Below are 17,317 nucleotides of genomic sequence, written 5' to 3'. Positions count from 1 at the left end.
CCGGCGCCACCGCGCGTGCGGGCTCGGCTGGCGTGCGTCGTCAGGACTGGTCGCCGAGAGCGGACAGTCGCTCCTGCTCGTCGGTCTCGATGCACGAGGCGATCACCGGCTCCAGGGCGCCATCGAGTACGGCGTCCAGGTTGTAGGCCTTGTAGCCCGTGCGATGATCCGCGATGCGGTTCTCCGGGAAGTTGTATGTGCGGATCCGCTCTGAGCGGTCCATGCCGCGGATCTGCGACTTGCGCGCATCGGATGCGGCGGCGGCGAGTTCCTCCTGCTGCTTGGCGAGGAGCCGGGCACGCAGCACGCGCATGCCGGCCTCGCGATTCTGCAACTGGCTCTTCTCGTTCTGCATGGACACCACGATCCCGGACGGGACGTGGGTGATCCGAACCGCGGAATCGGTGGTGTTCACCGACTGCCCGCCCGGACCCGACGAGCGGTAGACATCGATCTTCAGATCGTTCGGGTCGATGTGCAGTTCCTCGGGTTCATCGACTTCGGGGAACACCAGCACGCCGGTCGTGGAGGTGTGAATGCGCCCCTGAGATTCCGTGGCGGGCACCCGCTGCACGCGGTGCACCCCGCCCTCGTACTTGAGGTGGGCCCACACGCCCTGCGACGGATCGGACGAGGAGCCCTTGATGGCGACCTGGACGTCCTTGTACCCGCCGAGATCGCTTTCGTTGCGCTCCAGCAGTTCGACCTTCCACCCCTGATGCGCGGCGTACTGCGAGTACATCCGCAGCAGGTCGGCGGCGAACAGCGCGCTTTCCGCGCCGCCTTCTCCCGCCTTGATCTCCATGATCACATCGCGAGCGTCGTCGGGGTCACGCGGGATCAGCAGGCGGCGCAGCTTCTCTTGCGCGAGCGCCAGCTGCTCCTCGAGCGCCGGGATCTCCGCAGCGAACGCGTCATCCTCCTTGGCGAGGTCCCGAGCGGCGGCGAGGTCCTCCCCCGCCGCCACCCAGTCCTCATGAGCCTTCACGATCCTGCTGAGTTCGGCGTAGCGCCGGTTCACCCGCTTGGCACGGGCGGCGTCGGCGTGCACCTCCGGATCGGCGAGCTCCCGCTCGACCTCGCGGTGCTCGTCGATCAGAGCCTGAACGGACTCGAACATCAGCGTCTGGATCGTGGCTCAGCGGATGTTGTTCTCGTGCGCGTGCGAGGAGCCGCCGGTGGGAGCCGGAATGGACTTCTGCATCTGCACGAGGAACTCCACGTTGGAGGACGTCTCCTTGAGCTTGCCCAGGATGACCTCCACCGCCTGCTGCGGGTCGAGGCCGGCGAGGGCGCGACGCAGCTTCCAGGTGATCTTGACCTCGTCGGGGCTGAGCAGCATCTCCTCGCGACGCGTCGAGGACGCGTTGACATCCACCGCCGGGAAGATGCGCTTGTCCGCGAGCTGACGGCTGAGACGCAGCTCGGAGTTGCCGGTGCCCTTGAACTCCTCGAAGATGACCTCGTCCATCTTGGAGCCGGTCTCCACGAGCGCGGTCGCGAGGATCGTCAGCGAGCCGCCGTTCTCGATGTTGCGCGCGGCGCCGAAGAAGCGCTTCGGCGGGTAGAGCGCCGAAGCGTCCACGCCACCGGTGAGCACGCGACCCGACGTGGGGGCCGAGATGTTGTATGCGCGTCCGAGGCGAGTGATGGAGTCGAGCAGCACGACCACGTCGCGCCCCAGCTCCACGAGGCGCTTGGCGCGCTCGATGGCCAGCTCCGCCACGGTGGTGTGGTCCTCGGCAGGACGGTCGAAGGTGGAGGCGATGACCTCGCCCTTCACCCGGCGCTGCATGTCGGTGACCTCTTCCGGACGCTCGTCGACCAGCACGACCATGAGGTGGACCTCGGGGTTGTTCTGCGCGATGGCATCGGCGATCTGCTGCAGCACGATCGTCTTGCCCGCCTTCGGGGGTGCGACGATCAGCCCGCGCTGACCCTTGCCGATCGGGGCGACCAGGTCGATGATGCGCTGGGTCAGCTTCTCCGGCGCGGTCTCGAGGCGGAGCCGATCCTGCGGGTACAGCGGGGTCAGCTTGCCGAACTCCACGCGAGCGGCCGCATCGTCGACCGACAGGCCGTTGATCGAGTCCACCTTCACCAGCGCGTTGTACTTCTGGCGGCCGCTCTGCTCACCCTCGCGGGGCTGCTTGATCGCACCGACCACGGCGTCGCCCTTGCGCAGGTTGTACTTCTTCACCTGTCCGAGAGAGACGTACACGTCGCTCGGGCCGGCGAGGTAGCCGGTGGTGCGCACGAACGCGTAGTTGTCCAGCACATCCAGGATGCCCGCGATCGGGATCAGGACATCGTCCTCGCCGATCTCCGGCTCGAACTCGTCCTGCTGCTGGTTGGCGCCGCGGCGGTTCGTGCGCTTGCGGCTGCGCGAGCCGCCCTCGTCATCCCCGTGGTTCTGGTTCTGGTTGTTGCGGCCGCCGGCGTTCTGCTGGCGGTCGCCGTTGTTCTGGCCACCGTTGTTCTGGCCGCCGTTGTTCTGCTGACCGTTGCCGTTCTGCGAACCATCGCCACCGTTGCGGTTCCGGTTCCGGTTGCGGTTACGGGTGCGGCGGCCGCCCTCGGCCTGCTCGCCGCCCTCGGCCTGCTCGCCGCTGTCCGGCGTCTGCGGGGCATCGGCTGCGGGAGCCGTCGCTGCCTTGTCAGCGGACTCCGGGCGCGAAGCATCGACTGCGCCCTCGGCTCCGGCGACCGGCGCGGCGTTCTCCTCCGCCGCGGCCTGAGCGGCAGCGGCCTTGGTGGCACGGGTGCGCTTGGGCTTGGCGGGAGCCTCGGCCTCTGCCGCGGCGTCGGTGGCGGGAGCGGCGTCTGCGCTGGCCTCCGCAGGGGCCTCGGCGTCGGCCTTCGGCTTCCGGGCGCGCGACGGGCGCTTCTTCGGCGCCTCCTCCGTGCTTGCAGCCTCGGCGCTCGGCGCTTCAGCGGCGGATGCCTCGGCCGCGGGCGCCTCGGCCGCATCGGCGGCAGTGCTGCGGCGAGGTGCGCGCTTGCGCGGCGCCTTGGCCGGGGGCTCTTCCGCAGCCGGCGCCGCGTCTGCGGCGGGTGCGGCCTCGGCAGATGCGTCGGCTGCTGCCTTGGCCGCCGACGCCGTCGTCGCACGTCGCGGTGCGCGCTTGCGGGCGGGTGCTGCCTCGGCGGCGGGTGCCGCCTCGACGGCAGGGGTGTTCTCGATGTCGGAGTTCGACTCCACGAGTGCTCCTCTGAATATGGGAAGTGTCAGACATCTCTGCATTCGTCACTCGGACGAGCACGACCATCGGGAGGGAAGTTGCGTTCTCCCGATGGGATGATGCAGAGGTTTTCGCAGAATTGCGATCGGAGGTCAGATCACGCTCCGGGCGTGGAATCCCCCGATATGTTCCTCACTGTAGCACCTTTGAAATCGACGGCGAGCATGCGCGCATCCCATGTCGCACCCGGGACACCGGCGGCGAGCTCGACAGCCGCCGCACGCGCACCCGGGCCGTCCGCCAGCACGAGCACCGAAGGACCGGCACCCGATACGACCGCGGGGAATCCCTCGGCGCGCAGCGCCCTGACCAGCTCGATCGTGGCGGGCATCGCCTGCGCACGGTAGTCCTGGTGCAGCTTGTCCTCCGTGGCGGACAGCAGCAGTTCCGGGCTCTGGATGAGCGCGGCGATCAGCAGGGCCGAGCGCGACACGTTGAACACCGCGTCCTCGCGCGGCACCTGGGTGGGCTGCAGGCTGCGAGCCAGCGAGGTCGACATCGTGAAGTCGGGGACGAACACCACCGGGGAGACGCCGCGATGCACCAGCAGCTTCTTGTGAGCCGGTCCCTCAGGAGTCATCCATGCGATCGTGAGACCGCCGAACAGGGCCGGTGCCACGTTGTCGGGGTGGCCCTCGATCTCCGTCGCGATGCGCAGCAGATCGGCGTCGCTCAGCTCAACGCGGCCTTCGAGCAGCCCCTTGGCGGCCAGGATGCCGGCCACCACGGCCGCGCCGGAGGATCCCATCCCGCGGCCGTGCGGGATGACGTTGTGCGCCACCAGGCGGAGGCCGGGCTGTGGCACCCCGTACTCATCGAACACATGCCGGATCGTCCGCACGACCAGGTGCGACTCATCCCGCGGGATGTCCTCGGAACCCGACCCGGTGACCTCGATGTCGAGCTCCCCTGCGGGCAGCTCTGTCACCGTCAGGTCGTCGTAGACGCTCAGGGCCAGGCCGAGCGTATCGAAGCCCGGACCCAGGTTGGCACTCGTCGCGGGAACGCGCACCGCCACCGTGCGAGCGCTCATGCGAGGCGCGGCCTTACCGGGCGGGGGTCGACGGCATCGCGGACTCGTCCGCTCGTGGAACGTGCCACGTCACTCTCCTTCAACGCGCAGCACGCTGCTCACGGCGCGGACGACGTCGCTGGCCGAAAGCCGCTGAACGGTGCTGCTCAGGTCTTCTTCGCGTGCGGTGTGCGTGCCGATCACGATGCGGGCCGTACCAGCGCCGTCGACGACAGTCTGTTCGACCGTCGCAACGGACACGCCGCCGTCGCTGAGGATGCTTGCGACGGTCGCGAGCACACCGGGTTGATCCGTCACTTCCAGGGTGATCTGGTAGCGGGTGGTCACAGCGCCGATCGGGAGGATCGGCAGGTTCGCGCGCGTGGACTCCCCCACGCCCACGCCGCCGGCGATGTGGCGGCGGGCGGCGGAGACCACGTCTCCGAGCACGGCCGAGGCCGTCTGCACGCCACCCGCGCCGGCACCGTAGAACATGAGAGGGCCGGCGGCCTCAGCCTCCACGAAGACGGCGTTGTTCGCGCCGTGAACGCTCGCCAAGGGGTGCTCGCGGGGCACGAGCGCCGGGTAGACGCGCACCGAGATGCTCTCCTGCCCGTCGGTGTCCATGCGCTCGGCGACTGCCAGCAGCTTGATGACGAAACCGGCGTGACGTGCGGCCTCGATCATCGAGGCGGTGACGGTCGTTATCCCCTCACGGTGCACCGATTCGAGCGGCACGGCGGTGTGGAAGGCGAGGCTGGCGAGGATGGCGGCCTTCTGCGCCGCGTCGAAGCCCTCGACGTCTCCGGTGGGGTCGGCCTCGGCATACCCCAGGCGCTGTGCGTCCGCGAGCACCGCGTCGAAGTCGGCACCCTCGGTGTCCATACGGTCCAGGATGTAGTTGGTGGTGCCGTTGACGATCCCCATGATCCGTTTGACGCGGTCTCCGGCGAGGGAGTCGCGCAGCGGGCGGATGATCGGGATGGCTCCGGCCACGGCCGCCTCGTAAGACACCGAGGCGCCCACCTGCTCAGCGGCCTCGAATATCTCGGGACCGCTCGTGGCCAGCAGCGCCTTGTTGCCGGTGACCACGTCGGCACCGGAGTTGATGGCCTCCAGGATGAGCTCGCGCGCGGGCTCCAGTCCGCCCATGAGTTCGATCACGATATCGGCTCCGTGGATGAGGGCGGCCGCATCCGTGGTGAAGAGTTCACGAGGCAGCTCGGTGTCGCGGGGTGCGTTCACGTCGCGCACCGCGATGCCGACGAGCTCCAGATCGGCACCGGCGCGGTCAGCCAGTTCGGTGCGCTGCTCCAGCAGGAGTCTGGCCACCTGCGAGCCGACGGAGCCGGCTCCGAGCAGGGCGATGCGGAGGCGTCGGTAGTCGATCATGCGTTCTCCTCCGAGCCGATGACCGGCTCATTCGCGCCGTCCACACCCGCGTCGCGCGCGAGCAGGTCGGCGATGGTCTCACCACGGACGATGACCCGCGCGGTGCCGCCGGAGACGGCGACCACCGGCGGGCGCGGAACGTGGTTGTAGTTGCTGGCGAGCGATGCGCAATAGGCGCCCGTGACCGGCACCGCCAGCAGGTCGCCGTCGGCGACGTCGCCGGGAAGGTACTCGTGATCCACCACGATGTCGCCGGATTCGCAGTGCATGCCCACCACGCGGGTGAGGGCGGGGGCAGCGGAGCTGGTCCGGTCGGCCAGGCGCGCCGAGTACTGGGCTCCGTACAGCGCGGGGCGGGCGTTGTCGCTCATTCCGCCGTCCACGGCGACGTAGGTGCGCTGCCCCGTGCCGTGAGACGTCTCCACCGTGACGTCTTTCACGGACCCGACCCGGTAGAGCGTCACCCCGGCGGTGCCGACGATCGCACGGCCGGGTTCGAAGGCGAGCTCGGGCAGCGCCACACCGCGCTCAGCGGCAACCTCTGCCACAGCCTGGATGATCGCATCGGCGAGCACCGGCAGCGGCGTCGGGTCGTCGGCGGAGGTGTAGGCGATGCCGAACCCGCCGCCGAGGTTCAGGACGGGCAGCGGTTCGCCGCCACCGAGACGGATGGAGAGGTCGATGACGCGCGAGGCCGATTCGCGGAAGCCGGCCACGCCGAAGATCTGCGAGCCGATATGACAGTGCACCCCGACGAGATCGAGGGCGTCCGTCTCATGGATGAGAGCGGCAGCCGCCTCGGCATCGAGGGCGGAGAGACCGAACTTCTGGTCTTCGTGCGCGGTGGCGAGAAAGTCGTGCGTCTCGGCGTGCACGCCGCTCTGGACGCGCAGCACCACGCGGACACACGTGCCGGCGGCCCGCGCGACGGCATCGAGGCGTCGCAGCTCGTCGATGTTGTCGACCACGATCGTGCGCAGGCCGGCCTCCAGCGCCTCGGCGAGAGCTGCACTGCTCTTGTTGTTGCCGTGGTAGCCGATGTCGGCCGCAGCCACGCCTGCACGCAGCGCGACCGCCAGTTCGCCGGGACTGCAGACGTCGACCTTCAGGCCCTCTTCCGTCACCCACCGAGCGATCTGGGTGGAGAGGAAGGCCTTGCCCGCGTAGTACACCCGCGCGGTGGTGCCGTGGCGCTCTGCGGCCGCGGCGAAGGCGTGTGCGGCACCGCGCGCGCGCTCGCGGACTTCGTCCTCATCGAGCACGAGCACCGGGGTGCCATAGGTCTCCGCCAGGCGGGTGGCGGGGATGCCGTTGAGCATCAGGCGGCCGCGGGCATCACGACCGGAGCGAGCCGGCCAGACCCCCGCGGCCAGGGCGTTGGCGTCGGCAGGCTCATGAAGCCACCCGGGAGCAAGGCTGTCGGGCAGGGCGGAAGACATGGTGGACCAATCTGGACGGGTGCGGTCGCTGCGCTGAGGCGCGTCGGATCGTCCCAAAAGTCTAGGGCAACCGGCATGCCGGCCCCGTCCAGGTGACCTTCCGCGTCATCGGCGCAGGAGGATCGGGAAAAACCCGGCTGGGGTCAGTCGCAGGTTCCCATCGCCTGCAACGACGGATCCAGCGCGATACGTCCATCGAGGTCGGCGGTAGCCACGAGAGCATCGGGGCTGACCGTGACCGCGGTGAGCCGCACCCCGGCGGGGAGCTGACCGCGCAGGCATACCGGCCAGGGGCCGATGACGGAGTCGGCGAGGCTCCCGAACCTCTCGCGCACCCCATCCGCGCTGAGCGTGAGCCCGCCCACGTCCACGCTTTCGGCGGTGAGCTGCAGATCGCCGTCCGCCACGGCAGGGGCGAGCGTGAGGGCGAGCGGGATGTGCTGACCGAACACCGACAGCGCCGCTGACCCCGTGACCACACCGTCGCCGAACGAAACGTCCTCCACGGGCACGCCCGCCGTGGACACGAGAGCGAGGATCTGATCGGCGGAGATGTCCGCACTGATCTGAGCCGACTCCATCGCGCCGTCGAACCGCACTCCCTCGGCTGTGCCCGAGACATCGGCGGTCAGCGCCCCGAGGGCCACGCCGTCCGAGGAAGCGGTGACATGGTCGAGGCGCTGGCCGATCACCTGCGGGAGAGCCCAGCCGTCGACGCCCACCTGGACGGGGTGGTCGGCCGGAAGCGAGAGAGCGGTACGGAGTTTGTCGGCCACGATCCCGGGCACGACCGCACGGGCGATCAGTTCGGCAGCGACGACGACAGCGACGAGCAGCACAACCACCGCAGCGAGCACCCACGGCCAGCGACGCCGCTTCGGGCGCGCGCCGGCCATGGTGGCATCGGTGGTCATGTCACATCCGCTCGGGGGCGCTGACGCCCAGGAGCTGGAGGCCGTTGCGCAGGACCTGACCGGTGGCGTCGTTCAGCCAGCGGCGGCTGTGGTGCACCGGCTCCACCGGCGCATCGCCGAGGGGAACGATGCGGCAGTTGTCGTACCAGCGGTGGTAGAGCCCCGCGATCTCCTCGAGGTAGCGGGCGACGCGGTGGGGCTCGCGGACGTCCGCGGCGAACGCGACCAGTCGCGGGAACTCCTGCAGCGCGCCTAGGAGCGCCGACTCGGTCTCGTGCGTCAGCGTCTCGGGGGCGAAGACGGAGCGATCGACTCCGGCCGCCTCGGCGTTCCGGGCCGCGTTGAACGTCCGGGCGTGCGCGTACTGCACGTAGAACACCGGGTTGTCGTTCGTGCGCTTGCGCAGCACGTCCAGATCGATGTCGAGGTTCGAGTCGGTCGAGCTGCGCGTGAGGGCGTACCGCGCCGCGTCGACACCGACGATGCCGACCAGGTCCTCCATCGTGACGACCGTTCCCGCGCGCTTGGACATGCGAACCGGCTTGCCGTCCTGCACCAGGTTCACCATCTGGCCGATGAGCACCTGCAGGTTCACGTACGGCTCGTCGCCGAAGGCGGCGACGACGGCCATCAGACGCTTGACGTAGCCGTGGTGGTCGGCGCCGAGCATCATGACCTCACGGTTGAAGCCCCGCTCGCGCTTGTCGAGGTAGTAGGCGATGTCGCCCGAGATGTAGGCCGCGTCGCCGTCCGACTTGATGACGACGCGATCCTTGTCGTCGCCGAAGTCGGTGGTGCGCAGCCACAGCGCGCCGTCCTTCTCGTACATGTGGCCGAGCTCCTGCAGACGCGCCACGGCGCGCTCCACTGCACCCGACTCGTGCAGCGAGTTCTCGTGGAAGTAGACGTCGAAGTCGACACCGAAGTCGTGCAGGCTCTGCTTGATCTCCGCGAACATCAGCTCCACGCCGATGCTGCGGAACACCTCCTGCTGCTCCTCCCGCGACAGCACGGAGAGATCGCCGTCGTAGAGCGGCACGACACGTGCGGCGATCTCGCCGATGTACGCGCCGCCGTAGCCGTCCTCCGGCGTGGGCTCTCCGAGGTGCGCGGCGAGGAGACTGCGAGCGAACCGGTCGATCTGTCCGCCGTGGTCGTTGAAGTAGTACTCGCGGGTGACCGAGGCGCCCTGGGACTGCAGGATGCGCGCGAGCGAATCGCCCACGGCGGCCCACCGAGTGCCGCCGAGGTGGATCGGCCCGGTCGGGTTCGCCGATACGAACTCCAGGTTGATGTTCTCGTCGGAGCGGGTGTCGGCGTGACCGTACGTGTCGCCGGCCGTCACGATGGTGCGCGCGAGCTCACCCGCGGCGCCGGCCTCCAGCCGGATGTTGATGAATCCGGGCCCGGCGACCTCGACGGAACCGACACCGTCGATCGACGATGCGGCGTCGGCAATCTGCTGCGCCAGCTCCCGCGGGTTTGTGCCGACCTTCTTCGCGAGCTTCATGGCGATGTTGGTCGCCCAGTCGCCGTGGTCGCGGTTCTTCGGGCGCTCCAGCGTGATGTCGGCAGCGCTCACCCCGAGGTCCTCGCCGGGGCGTCGCTCCGCGAGGATGGGGGCGACGACGTCGAACAGGGCGGAGGCGAGCGAATCGGGATTCATGATCCCCCTATTCTATGCGGCCCCTTCCCCGCCCCCGTGCGGGCGAGGCGAGCCGCTAAGCCCCGGCCGGCAGGTACCAGTCGGTCTCGCTCGCGGCGATGAGCGCGGCGTGATCCGCCTCGTTGCGGTCTGCGTATGCGAGGGCGAACCGGGCCAGAGCGTGATCGGCCGCGCCGAGTCCGCGCCCGCCGCCGAGATAGCCCGAGATCGTGGCCGCGAATCCGGATTGCGCGTGCGCCCGGGCGAGGGCGACGGCGCAGAGCCCGGCATAGGCGGCGATCTGATCGGCACCCTGCAGCTGCATCGGGTCCACGCCGCCCTTCTTGTCACGGAACTGCCGGACGTAGAACGATCGGCCGTTATCGGCACGCAGGGAGCCGAGGAACGGGTCGCCGGATGCCTGCATGATGCGCTGGCCACGCACCACGCGGATCCCGGGTTCGGCTTCGGCGACGGCGCCGGCGTGCGTCTCCAGCACCGACGCTGATGCCTCCTTGATCTGCAGGAACAGCGCCTCATCGTCGGCGTTGGTCGTGAGTACGAGCAGACACCGGGTGCCCACGCTGCCGACCCCGACCACCTTGACCACCGCATCGGTCACCCGGAACTGGGACAGCAGCGCCGCGGCATCGGCGTCGAGGGTGTCGGCGTAACCGCGGAAGAGGTCGTCCGCCGTGGCACTCTCCCATCCCGCGACGCGCGTGGTCAGCGGCGGCTGGTCGACGATGCGGCGCACGCCGTCCGCCCGGATGGCGGTGAGCTTGCCGAGGGCGCGCTCCGAGGTGTTCCGTTCCGCCTTGCGCACGGTCTTGGTCGCGGCGCTGGTGGCATCGTCGTCGAGTCCGGCGCGGCCCAGGACCTTCAGGATCCGCTTCGCCGAGATCCTCGTGAAGAAGCGCTCGGCTGCCTCCATGTCCGCGAAGCGCGACAGCGCGATCCGGTACGCGAGAGACGTGCGTGCGGCCGCATCAGCCTCGTCGACATCACCGAGGCCGAGTTGACGGGCGAGGATCGCGACGCTGGTGACCAGACGCTTCAGATCGAACTCCCACGGACCGGGAGCCGTCTCGTCGAAGTCGTTGAGGTCGAAGATGAGGTCGCGGTCGCGAGCGGCGAACAGCCCGAAGTTCGACAGGTGCGCATCGCCGCACAGCTGAACCTCCACTCCGGTGCGCGGGGTGCGGGCCAGGTCGGCCGCCATGACGGCTGCGGCACCGCGGTAGAACGCGAAGGGCGATTCACTCATCCGCTCGCGACGCAGCGGGACGAGCTCCGCCAGCCGGTCGACGTTCTGAGCGCGCAGGATCCCGATCGGGTCGCGATCGGCATCGCTCCCGGTGTCCGCGAGCGCAGACCGCGGTGTCTCCCGGCGAAGGTCTCGTCCGTGCTCTCGCTGCCGCGCCCGGGAGTCCGGAACGTGCACCGCGGTATCCCCTGCTGTCATGGGCATACGGTAGCAACCCGTGAGCACGGCGTCTCAGCAACGCGATGACCGCACAGGAGCGCACATGCGCGCCGGCTCCGGGAATCCGCGAACGGGCAGCCAGGGCGCTCTTTTGCACCGAGTCGCCCTCCATTGCCCGCCCCGGCCGAACCGCTCGCACCTGTGCGGCCCGAACCGCGCCTCGCGGTCAGGCGGGCGCGGCGAGGAACGGCTCCGGGTCCTCCAGGAAGTTCTCCGTCGGCACGAAGAAGTTGCATCCCGTGTGCGCGGTGGAGAAGTCGAGGATCGCGTCGTGGGTTGCCGCACCCTTCCCGGTGAACATGTTCCGCAGCATCTGTTCCGTGACGGCCACATCCGCGCTGTAGCCGATGAAGTACGTTCCGAATTCCCCGGTGGACAGCGTGCCGAACGGCATGTTGTCCCGGACGATCTTGCGCTGCACGCCGGACTCGTCCTCGATCGTGTTCATGACCAGGTGCGAATCGGGAGCCTTGTCCTCGTCGGCGAATTCGACGTCGGAGAGCTTCGTGCGACCGATGACGGCCTCCTGGTGCTCGGTGGTCAGCTTCGCCCAGTCGGCCAGCTGGTGCGTGTAGCGCTGCACGATCACCGTCGATGTCCCCGCCCACGGACCCTCCGCGACGAGGGCTGCATCCTCCGCCTCGATCCCGTTCGGCGGGTTCTCGGTGCCGTCGACGAAGCCGAGGAAGTCGCGCTCGTCGAAGTACCGGAAGCCGTGCACCTCATCCACGACGCTCACCATTCCCGCCAGGCGCTCCAGAATCCGCCGGCCCAGCTCGAAGCAGAGGTCTGCCCGCCGAGCGCGGATGTGGAACAGCAGATCACCCGGTGTCGACGGCGCGTGGTGCGCGGTGCCGTCGAGTGCGACGAACGGGTGCAGACCCGGCGGCCGGGGCGCCGAGTACAGGCGATCCCACGCGTCTGCTCCGATCCCGACCACGCAGGTCAGCCCATCTTCCGGTTCGCGGAACGCGACACCGCGGATCACCCCGCCGATGTCGCTGAGCACATCGACCACATCCTCTTCACGGCCCGCGTCGATCGTGAGCACGAGGAACAGGGCGTTGCGCGCCGGGATGTCGATGATCCGCTGGGGACGAAGTCGTGCCATGGCACCATCTTGCGTCACTCGCGCATCCGAGCGGCGGTCAGGCATCGGCGCGTCCTTCGCGGGGGCTCCTGCACGGTGCCTCGCGGATCCTGGCAGGTCGAGGCATAACGGCGGAGCAGCGCACGAAGTCGGGCACGGCGCCGGCGACGACGAAGGCACCCGCGGATCGCGGGTGCCTCCGTCTCCTCTAACCGTGTGCTCAGGCCGGCTGTGGGCTGGTCATCCGGTAGAGCGCATCGACGTCGCGCACGGCGCCCTTGTCGGCGGAGGTGGCCATCGCGGCGTACGCGCGCAGTGCTGCCGACACGTGCCGTTCGCGATTCTTCGGGTGGTAACCGCCGTTCTCCTCGAGCTTCTCGCGGCGGGCGTCCAGCTCGGCATCGTCCACGAGCACGCGGATCGCGCGGTTGGGGATGTCGATGTGAATGAGGTCGCCGTCCTCGATCAGCGCGATCTCGCCGCCGGACGCGGCCTCGGGCGAGATGTGCCCGATCGACAGGCCCGAGGTTCCCCCCGAGAACCGGCCGTCGGTGATGAGGGCGCACTTCTTGCCGAGGCCGCGGCCCTTGAGGAACGAGGTCGGGTACAGCATCTCCTGCATGCCCGGCCCGCCCTTGGGACCCTCATAGCGGATGACGACGACGTCGCCCTCCTTCACGGTCTTGTCCAGGATCTTCTGAACCGCCTCCTCCTGCGATTCGCAGACCACGGCGGGACCCTCGAACACCCAGATCGACTCGTCGACGCCGGCCGTCTTCACGACCGAGCCGTGACGGGCGATGTTGCCGTGCAGCACGGCGAGTCCGCCGTCCTTCGAATAGGCGTGCTCGACCGAGCGGATGCAGCCCTCGGCAGCGTCCGTGTCGAGAGAGGTCCACTCGTTGGACTGGGAGAAGGCGGTTGAGGAGCGCTGTCCGCCCGGCGCGGCGTGCCACAGGGCCGTGGCCTCATCGGTGGCCTTCCCGCCGCGGATGTCCCAGTCGTCCATCCACTGCTGCAGCGAGTCGGAGTGCACGGTCTTGACGTCGGTGTGCAGCAGCCCACCGCGGTTCAGCTCGCCCAGCAGAGCGGGGATGCCACCGGCGCGGTGGACATCCTCCATGTAGTACATCTTCCCGTAGGCGGGGTTGGGCGCCACCTTCGCCAGGCACGGCACCTGACGCGAACGAGCGTCGATGTCGTGCAGGTCGTAGTCGACACCCGCTTCGCGGGCCGCGGCCAGCAGGTGCAGGATCGTGTTGGTGGAGCCGCCCATGGCGACATCGAGCGCCATCGCGTTGTCGAACGCCTCGTGGGTCGCGATCGAGCGCGGGAGCACCGACTCGTCGTCGTTCTCGTAGTAGCGCTGGGCGAGGTCGACGATCGTGGCGCCGGCCTTCTCGTACAGCGCACGGCGAGCGGTGTGCGTGGCGAGCACCGAACCGTTGCCGGGCAGCGACAGACCGATGGCCTCGGTGAGGCAGTTCATCGAGTTGGCCGTGAACATGCCGGAGCACGAGCCGCACGTGGGGCAGGCGTTCTCCTCGATGAGGTTGATGTCGGCATCGGAGATCGACTCGTCCACGGCATCGGAGATTGCATTGACGAGATCGAGTGAGCGCACCGAGCCGTCGGTGAGGGTGACCCGGCCTGCCTCCATCGGTCCACCGGAGACGAACACGGTGGGGATGTTGAGGCGGAGCGCGGCCATCAGCATGCCGGGGGTGATCTTGTCGCAATTGGAGATGCAGACCAGGGCGTCGGCGCAGTGCGCGTTCACCATGTACTCCACCGAGTCGGCGATCAGGTCGCGAGACGGGAGCGAGTAGAGCATTCCGCCGTGCCCCATCGCGATGCCGTCATCCACGGCGATCGTGTTGAACTCACGTGCGACGGCGCCGGCGTCGTGGATCGCCTGCGAGACGATACGTCCGACGGGCTGGAGGTGGGTGTGGCCGGGGACGAACTCCGTGAAGGAGTTCGCGACGGCGATGATCGGCTTGCCGATGTCCGAATCGGCAACACCGGAAGCGCGCATCAGTGCGCGGGCACCGGCCATATTGCGGCCATGGGTCACGGTACGAGAGCGAAGCATCGGCATGGATCCAGTATGGATGCGCCCTCGGGCATTGTCGGCACCGGAGCCGAACGGCGCTGATACTAGTAGTGAGACTGCTAGGTTCAGATTCCCATCAGAGAGGGTGCGCTCATGACCGCGATGGATGATTCACGGCGTGAACTCGGCGAGTTCCTGCGTCGCCGGCGCACCGGAGTGAACCGCGCGGAGTACGACCTTCCCCCCGTCGGACGGGCACGGACGACCGGGCTTCGCCGGGAGGAGATCGCGTTCCTGTCGGGTGTCTCGGTGACGTGGTACACGTGGCTCGAACAGGGCCGGGACATCAACCCCTCCCGGCAGGTGATCGACGCGATCGCGGTGAACTTGCGTCTCACCCATGCCGAGCACGACTACCTGCTCGGGCTCGCGGGCTTCACGCCCTCCCCGCGACCCGAGCCGCTCGCTCCGGCGCCGGTGCCGGCGCACGTGCAGCACCTGCTCGACGCTCTCGACCCGGCCCCCGCGTTCGCCGTCACGCCCCACTGGGACATCGCGGCGTGGAATCCCGCGTACGCGCATCTGTTCCCCGGGGTGGCGACGGCGCCCGCGGAGGAGCGCAACCTGCTGGTGTTCGTGTTCACCGATCCGTATGTGCGCGCGATGCTTCCCGACTGGGACGTCACATCGCGACAGTTCCTTGCGGAGTACCGCGCCGAGGCCGGCGGCCGGATCGGCGGGCCTGACCACGTGCGCCTCGTGGGCTTCCTGCGAGAAGCGAGCCCGGACTTCGCGGCGGCCTGGGACGAGCACGAGATCGACCGTTTCGCCTCCCGACGCCGCGCTTTCGTGCATCCGGTCGATGGTGAGCGGGTGTTCGAGCAGGTGAAGATCACCCCGCAGGACGCCCCGGATCTCACGATCGTGGCCTACCTGCCCGACGCCGACTAGAGCCTCAGACCAGGTGCAGTCCCGCTGTCACGGTCCATGCTCCGGGCGCGCCCGAGAACCGCACCGAGTGCGCGTTTTCCGGTTTGACCGTCGGCGCGCCGACCACGGCATCGGCGAATGCGCGGATGAAGGTGCCGTGGGTCGCCAGGATCAGGCGCTGCCCCGGGTACCGGGAAGCGATCGCGTCCACGGCCGCCACGGCGCGAACGGTGAGATCCTCGTACGACTCCTCGCCGGGCCAGTCGGTGCCGAACCGGAGCGTCGCCTGCTCGCGCGTCATGCCCTCCGCGGCGCCATAGTCACGCTCCACGAGCGCCGGATCGACGTCGAGGGAGTCCACCCCGCAGATCTCGGCGATGATCCGCGCGGTCTCGACCGCCCGCTGCAGAGGGGAGGTCACGATCCGGTCCCACGACGCATCGGACAGGAGAAGGCCCGCCTGCGTGGCCTGTGCGCGCCCGGTGGCGTTCAGCGGAATATCGCTGGAGCCCTGCAGCAGATCCTGTCTATTCCAGTCGGTCTGCCCGTGTCGCACCAGAGCGAGGAGGGTCGCGTTGTCATCCATCGGGTCCATTCTCCCCCCGGGATGCGTCGCCGACGCGCAGCGGCCCGATGGCGGGTCCCGCGCGGCGGGCTACGGTTGCGGTACGAGTCCGCGGGTATGGCGCGCAGCACGGGGCTAGCGTGCGGGGGTGCCGCGCCGAGCCCGCACCGCAGCTCACAGCACGTACAGGCCGAGAAGCGTCAGACCGGCAGCAACCAGCAGGTAAACCCCGGTTGCCACAACGCCCCGGGCGATCACCCGGTTCGCCGGCTTGCCGCTCGATGCCGCGGACACGAGTGCTGCCGCAGCCGTGAGAGCCCAGATGGCCGGGACGACGAAGACCAGGGAATTCTGGCCGATCCCGATGGCGGCGAAGTTGCACTGCCGGCCGCTCTCCCCGCATCCGGCGGCCGCGAGCCGCAGGAGGAACACGACGAGGCCTCCCACCACCGACAGGATGAGGTGAAGAACGATACCCGGCAGTGCCTGCACGACCAGCGCGCCACGTGTGCGCGCCGACGCCCGAGAATCCATGTATCCCCTTCGCCGTGAAACGACGAACCCCGGAACTCTCATCTGAGTCCCGGGGTGTTGTTGTGCCCCTGACAGGAGTCGAACCTGCGACCTACGGTACCGGAAACCGGCGCTCTATCCACTGAGCTACAGAGGCGTACCGCATGAGCCTATCATCGCGACGCGATGGGTCCCGACGCGCGTGACGCCCGGGCGCGGCGCGGCTCAGGCGCGGGATCGGCGACGGTAGGTGAGGTCGCGGATGTCGCGACCGGCACGCTGCCCCTTGCGCTCGAACGCCGTGAGCACGCGACCGTCGAACCGCTCCGCCCACTCCCCCTCGAACGCGCGCTCGAACTGCTCGGACGCGTCCAGAACGTCGCGCATCTGGAGCGCGTACTCCTCCCAGTCGGTCGCCATGCGGAGCAACCCGCCGTCGCGAAGGGCGTCGGCGATCACCGGCGTGAACTCCGGCTGGATGAGGCGGCGCTTGTTATGGCGCACCTTGTGCCAGGGGTCGGGGAAGAACACCCACACCTCCGTGACGCTCGCTGGCGGCAGCAGCTTGGAGAGCACTTCGGGTGCGTTCGCCTCTGCGAGGCGGAGGTTGGTCACCCCCGCCTTGTCGGCATCCAGCATGGTGCGGGCCAGGCCCGCCCGGAACACCTCGACGGCCAGGAAGTCGGTGTCCGGATTCTGCTGGGCCGCGTGCACGATGGCGTGTCCCTGACCCGATCCGATCTCGACCACGAGGGGCGCTTGCCGACCATATGCCGACGACGGAATGAACTCGGCCTCCGGGTGCACGGACATCGAGGCGACGTCTCGCGGAATGTCCAGCAGGAACGTGTCCGCCAGCTCCGCGTACGCCCGTTCCTGCGCGTCCGACATGCGGCCGGAGCGGCGCACGAAGGACACGGTCTTCTTGCGGAACGGGGCTTCTACGCTCTCGGGCGCGCCAGAATCACTCACCCATCAAGGGTAGGACACCCCGCCGCACGGTCATTCCGCGGCCTCGCGAACTTGCACGTGG

The 17,317-nt window shown here is 69.0% G+C and carries 14 protein-coding genes and 1 tRNA gene; 1 reads left to right on the top strand and 14 read right to left on the bottom strand.

All coding sequences use genetic code 11. The annotated features are described in order from the left end of the window. Nucleotides 1-40 precede the first annotated feature (40 nt). The 10 genes from prfA to ilvD all read right to left on the bottom strand — a co-directional run bounded on the left by prfA (nucleotide 41) and on the right by ilvD (nucleotide 14,321). Complete coding sequence (gene prfA, locus ACIQJ5_RS04470) at nucleotides 41-1,120, bottom strand: peptide chain release factor 1 (RefSeq protein ID WP_231092723.1); 1,080 nt, start codon at nucleotides 1,118-1,120, stop codon at nucleotides 41-43. An 18-nt stretch (nucleotides 1,121-1,138) separates the two neighbouring features. Then, a complete protein-coding gene (gene rho / locus ACIQJ5_RS04465) occupies nucleotides 1,139-3,244 on the bottom strand; it encodes a transcription termination factor Rho (protein WP_402841311.1) in 2,106 nt (701 codons plus the stop codon). Between the two features lie 95 nt (nucleotides 3,245-3,339). Then, nucleotides 3,340-4,275 (bottom strand): homoserine kinase, encoded by a 936-nt coding sequence (gene thrB / locus ACIQJ5_RS04460; protein ID WP_231092721.1) that lies wholly within the window; start codon nucleotides 4,273-4,275, stop codon nucleotides 3,340-3,342. A 69-nt stretch (nucleotides 4,276-4,344) separates the two neighbouring features. Beyond that, nucleotides 4,345-5,646 (bottom strand): homoserine dehydrogenase, encoded by a 1,302-nt coding sequence (locus ACIQJ5_RS04455; protein ID WP_402841307.1) that lies wholly within the window; start codon nucleotides 5,644-5,646, stop codon nucleotides 4,345-4,347. Next, nucleotides 5,643-7,085, bottom strand: a complete 1,443-nt coding sequence (gene lysA, locus ACIQJ5_RS04450; protein WP_402841305.1) for a diaminopimelate decarboxylase — start codon at nucleotides 7,083-7,085, stop codon at nucleotides 5,643-5,645. The genes ACIQJ5_RS04455 and lysA overlap by 4 nt, the downstream gene beginning before the upstream one ends. A gap of 143 nt (nucleotides 7,086-7,228) precedes the next feature. Further along, nucleotides 7,229-7,999 (bottom strand): LmeA family phospholipid-binding protein, encoded by a 771-nt coding sequence (locus tag ACIQJ5_RS04445; RefSeq protein ID WP_402841302.1) that lies wholly within the window; start codon nucleotides 7,997-7,999, stop codon nucleotides 7,229-7,231. A 1-nt stretch (nucleotide 8,000) separates the two neighbouring features. Continuing rightward, on the bottom strand, nucleotides 8,001-9,665 hold the full coding sequence (argS, locus tag ACIQJ5_RS04440; protein ID WP_402841299.1) for an arginine--tRNA ligase: 1,665 nt from the start codon (nucleotides 9,663-9,665) through the stop codon (nucleotides 8,001-8,003). A gap of 55 nt (nucleotides 9,666-9,720) precedes the next feature. After that, a complete protein-coding gene (locus tag ACIQJ5_RS04435) occupies nucleotides 9,721-11,109 on the bottom strand; it encodes a DUF2252 domain-containing protein (protein ID WP_402841296.1) in 1,389 nt (462 codons plus the stop codon). Nucleotides 11,110-11,296: 187 nt separating this feature from the next. Then, the gene (locus ACIQJ5_RS04430) at nucleotides 11,297-12,241 is read right to left on the bottom strand and encodes a Dyp-type peroxidase (RefSeq protein ID WP_402841293.1); all 945 of its coding nucleotides are present in this window, start codon (nucleotides 12,239-12,241) and stop codon (nucleotides 11,297-11,299) included. A gap of 199 nt (nucleotides 12,242-12,440) precedes the next feature. Next, complete coding sequence (gene ilvD / locus ACIQJ5_RS04425) at nucleotides 12,441-14,321, bottom strand: dihydroxy-acid dehydratase (RefSeq protein WP_402841290.1); 1,881 nt, start codon at nucleotides 14,319-14,321, stop codon at nucleotides 12,441-12,443. Between the two features lie 108 nt (nucleotides 14,322-14,429). Here ilvD and ACIQJ5_RS04420 point away from each other — a divergent pair, with 108 nt between their 5' ends. Beyond that, on the top strand, nucleotides 14,430-15,227 hold the full coding sequence (locus ACIQJ5_RS04420; RefSeq protein ID WP_402841287.1) for a helix-turn-helix transcriptional regulator: 798 nt from the start codon (nucleotides 14,430-14,432) through the stop codon (nucleotides 15,225-15,227). Between the two features lie 4 nt (nucleotides 15,228-15,231). Here ACIQJ5_RS04420 and ACIQJ5_RS04415 read toward each other — a convergent pair whose 3' ends face one another. From ACIQJ5_RS04415 to trmB, 4 genes are all read right to left on the bottom strand, one after another. Continuing rightward, entirely contained in the window at nucleotides 15,232-15,792 is a 561-nt protein-coding gene (locus ACIQJ5_RS04415) for a histidine phosphatase family protein (RefSeq protein ID WP_402841284.1), read from the bottom strand. 153 nt (nucleotides 15,793-15,945) lie between these two features. Then, on the bottom strand, nucleotides 15,946-16,305 hold the full coding sequence (locus ACIQJ5_RS04410; RefSeq protein ID WP_402841281.1) for a hypothetical protein: 360 nt from the start codon (nucleotides 16,303-16,305) through the stop codon (nucleotides 15,946-15,948). A 63-nt stretch (nucleotides 16,306-16,368) separates the two neighbouring features. Continuing rightward, a tRNA-Arg gene (locus ACIQJ5_RS04405) sits at nucleotides 16,369-16,441 on the bottom strand. Nucleotides 16,442-16,509: 68 nt separating this feature from the next. Further along, nucleotides 16,510-17,256, bottom strand: coding sequence for a tRNA (guanosine(46)-N7)-methyltransferase TrmB (trmB, locus tag ACIQJ5_RS04400; protein WP_402841278.1), 747 nt, complete (start codon nucleotides 17,254-17,256; stop codon nucleotides 16,510-16,512). Nucleotides 17,257-17,317: the final 61 nt, after the last annotated feature.

Source organism: Microbacterium sp. GXS0129 (genome assembly GCF_044769785.1).
GTDB lineage: Bacteria > Actinomycetota > Actinomycetes > Actinomycetales > Microbacteriaceae > Microbacterium > Microbacterium nymphoidis.
This window is presented reverse-complemented; position numbering and strand designations above follow the sequence as displayed.

Excerpts from the sequence above, each read along its gene's own strand:
- ACIQJ5_RS04430 (WP_402841293.1), bottom strand. The coding sequence starts at position 12,241 with ATGGCACGACTTCGTCCCCAGCGGATCATCGACATCCCGGCGCGCAAC.
- lysA (WP_402841305.1), bottom strand. The coding sequence starts at position 7,085 with ATGTCTTCCGCCCTGCCCGACAGCCTTGCTCCCGGGTGGCTTCATGAG.
- ACIQJ5_RS04435 (WP_402841296.1), bottom strand. The coding sequence starts at position 11,109 with ATGACAGCAGGGGATACCGCGGTGCACGTTCCGGACTCCCGGGCGCGG.
- prfA (WP_231092723.1), bottom strand. The coding sequence starts at position 1,120 with ATGTTCGAGTCCGTTCAGGCTCTGATCGACGAGCACCGCGAGGTCGAG.
- ACIQJ5_RS04445 (WP_402841302.1), bottom strand. The coding sequence starts at position 7,999 with ATGACCACCGATGCCACCATGGCCGGCGCGCGCCCGAAGCGGCGTCGC.
- thrB (WP_231092721.1), bottom strand. The coding sequence starts at position 4,275 with ATGAGCGCTCGCACGGTGGCGGTGCGCGTTCCCGCGACGAGTGCCAAC.
- argS (WP_402841299.1), bottom strand. The coding sequence starts at position 9,665 with ATGAATCCCGATTCGCTCGCCTCCGCCCTGTTCGACGTCGTCGCCCCC.
- rho (WP_402841311.1), bottom strand. The coding sequence starts at position 3,244 with ATGCAGAGATGTCTGACACTTCCCATATTCAGAGGAGCACTCGTGGAG.
- ACIQJ5_RS04410 (WP_402841281.1), bottom strand. The coding sequence starts at position 16,305 with ATGGATTCTCGGGCGTCGGCGCGCACACGTGGCGCGCTGGTCGTGCAG.
- ACIQJ5_RS04420 (WP_402841287.1), top strand. The coding sequence starts at position 14,430 with ATGACCGCGATGGATGATTCACGGCGTGAACTCGGCGAGTTCCTGCGT.
- ACIQJ5_RS04415 (WP_402841284.1), bottom strand. The coding sequence starts at position 15,792 with ATGGATGACAACGCGACCCTCCTCGCTCTGGTGCGACACGGGCAGACC.
- ACIQJ5_RS04455 (WP_402841307.1), bottom strand. The coding sequence starts at position 5,646 with ATGATCGACTACCGACGCCTCCGCATCGCCCTGCTCGGAGCCGGCTCC.
- ilvD (WP_402841290.1), bottom strand. The coding sequence starts at position 14,321 with ATGCCGATGCTTCGCTCTCGTACCGTGACCCATGGCCGCAATATGGCC.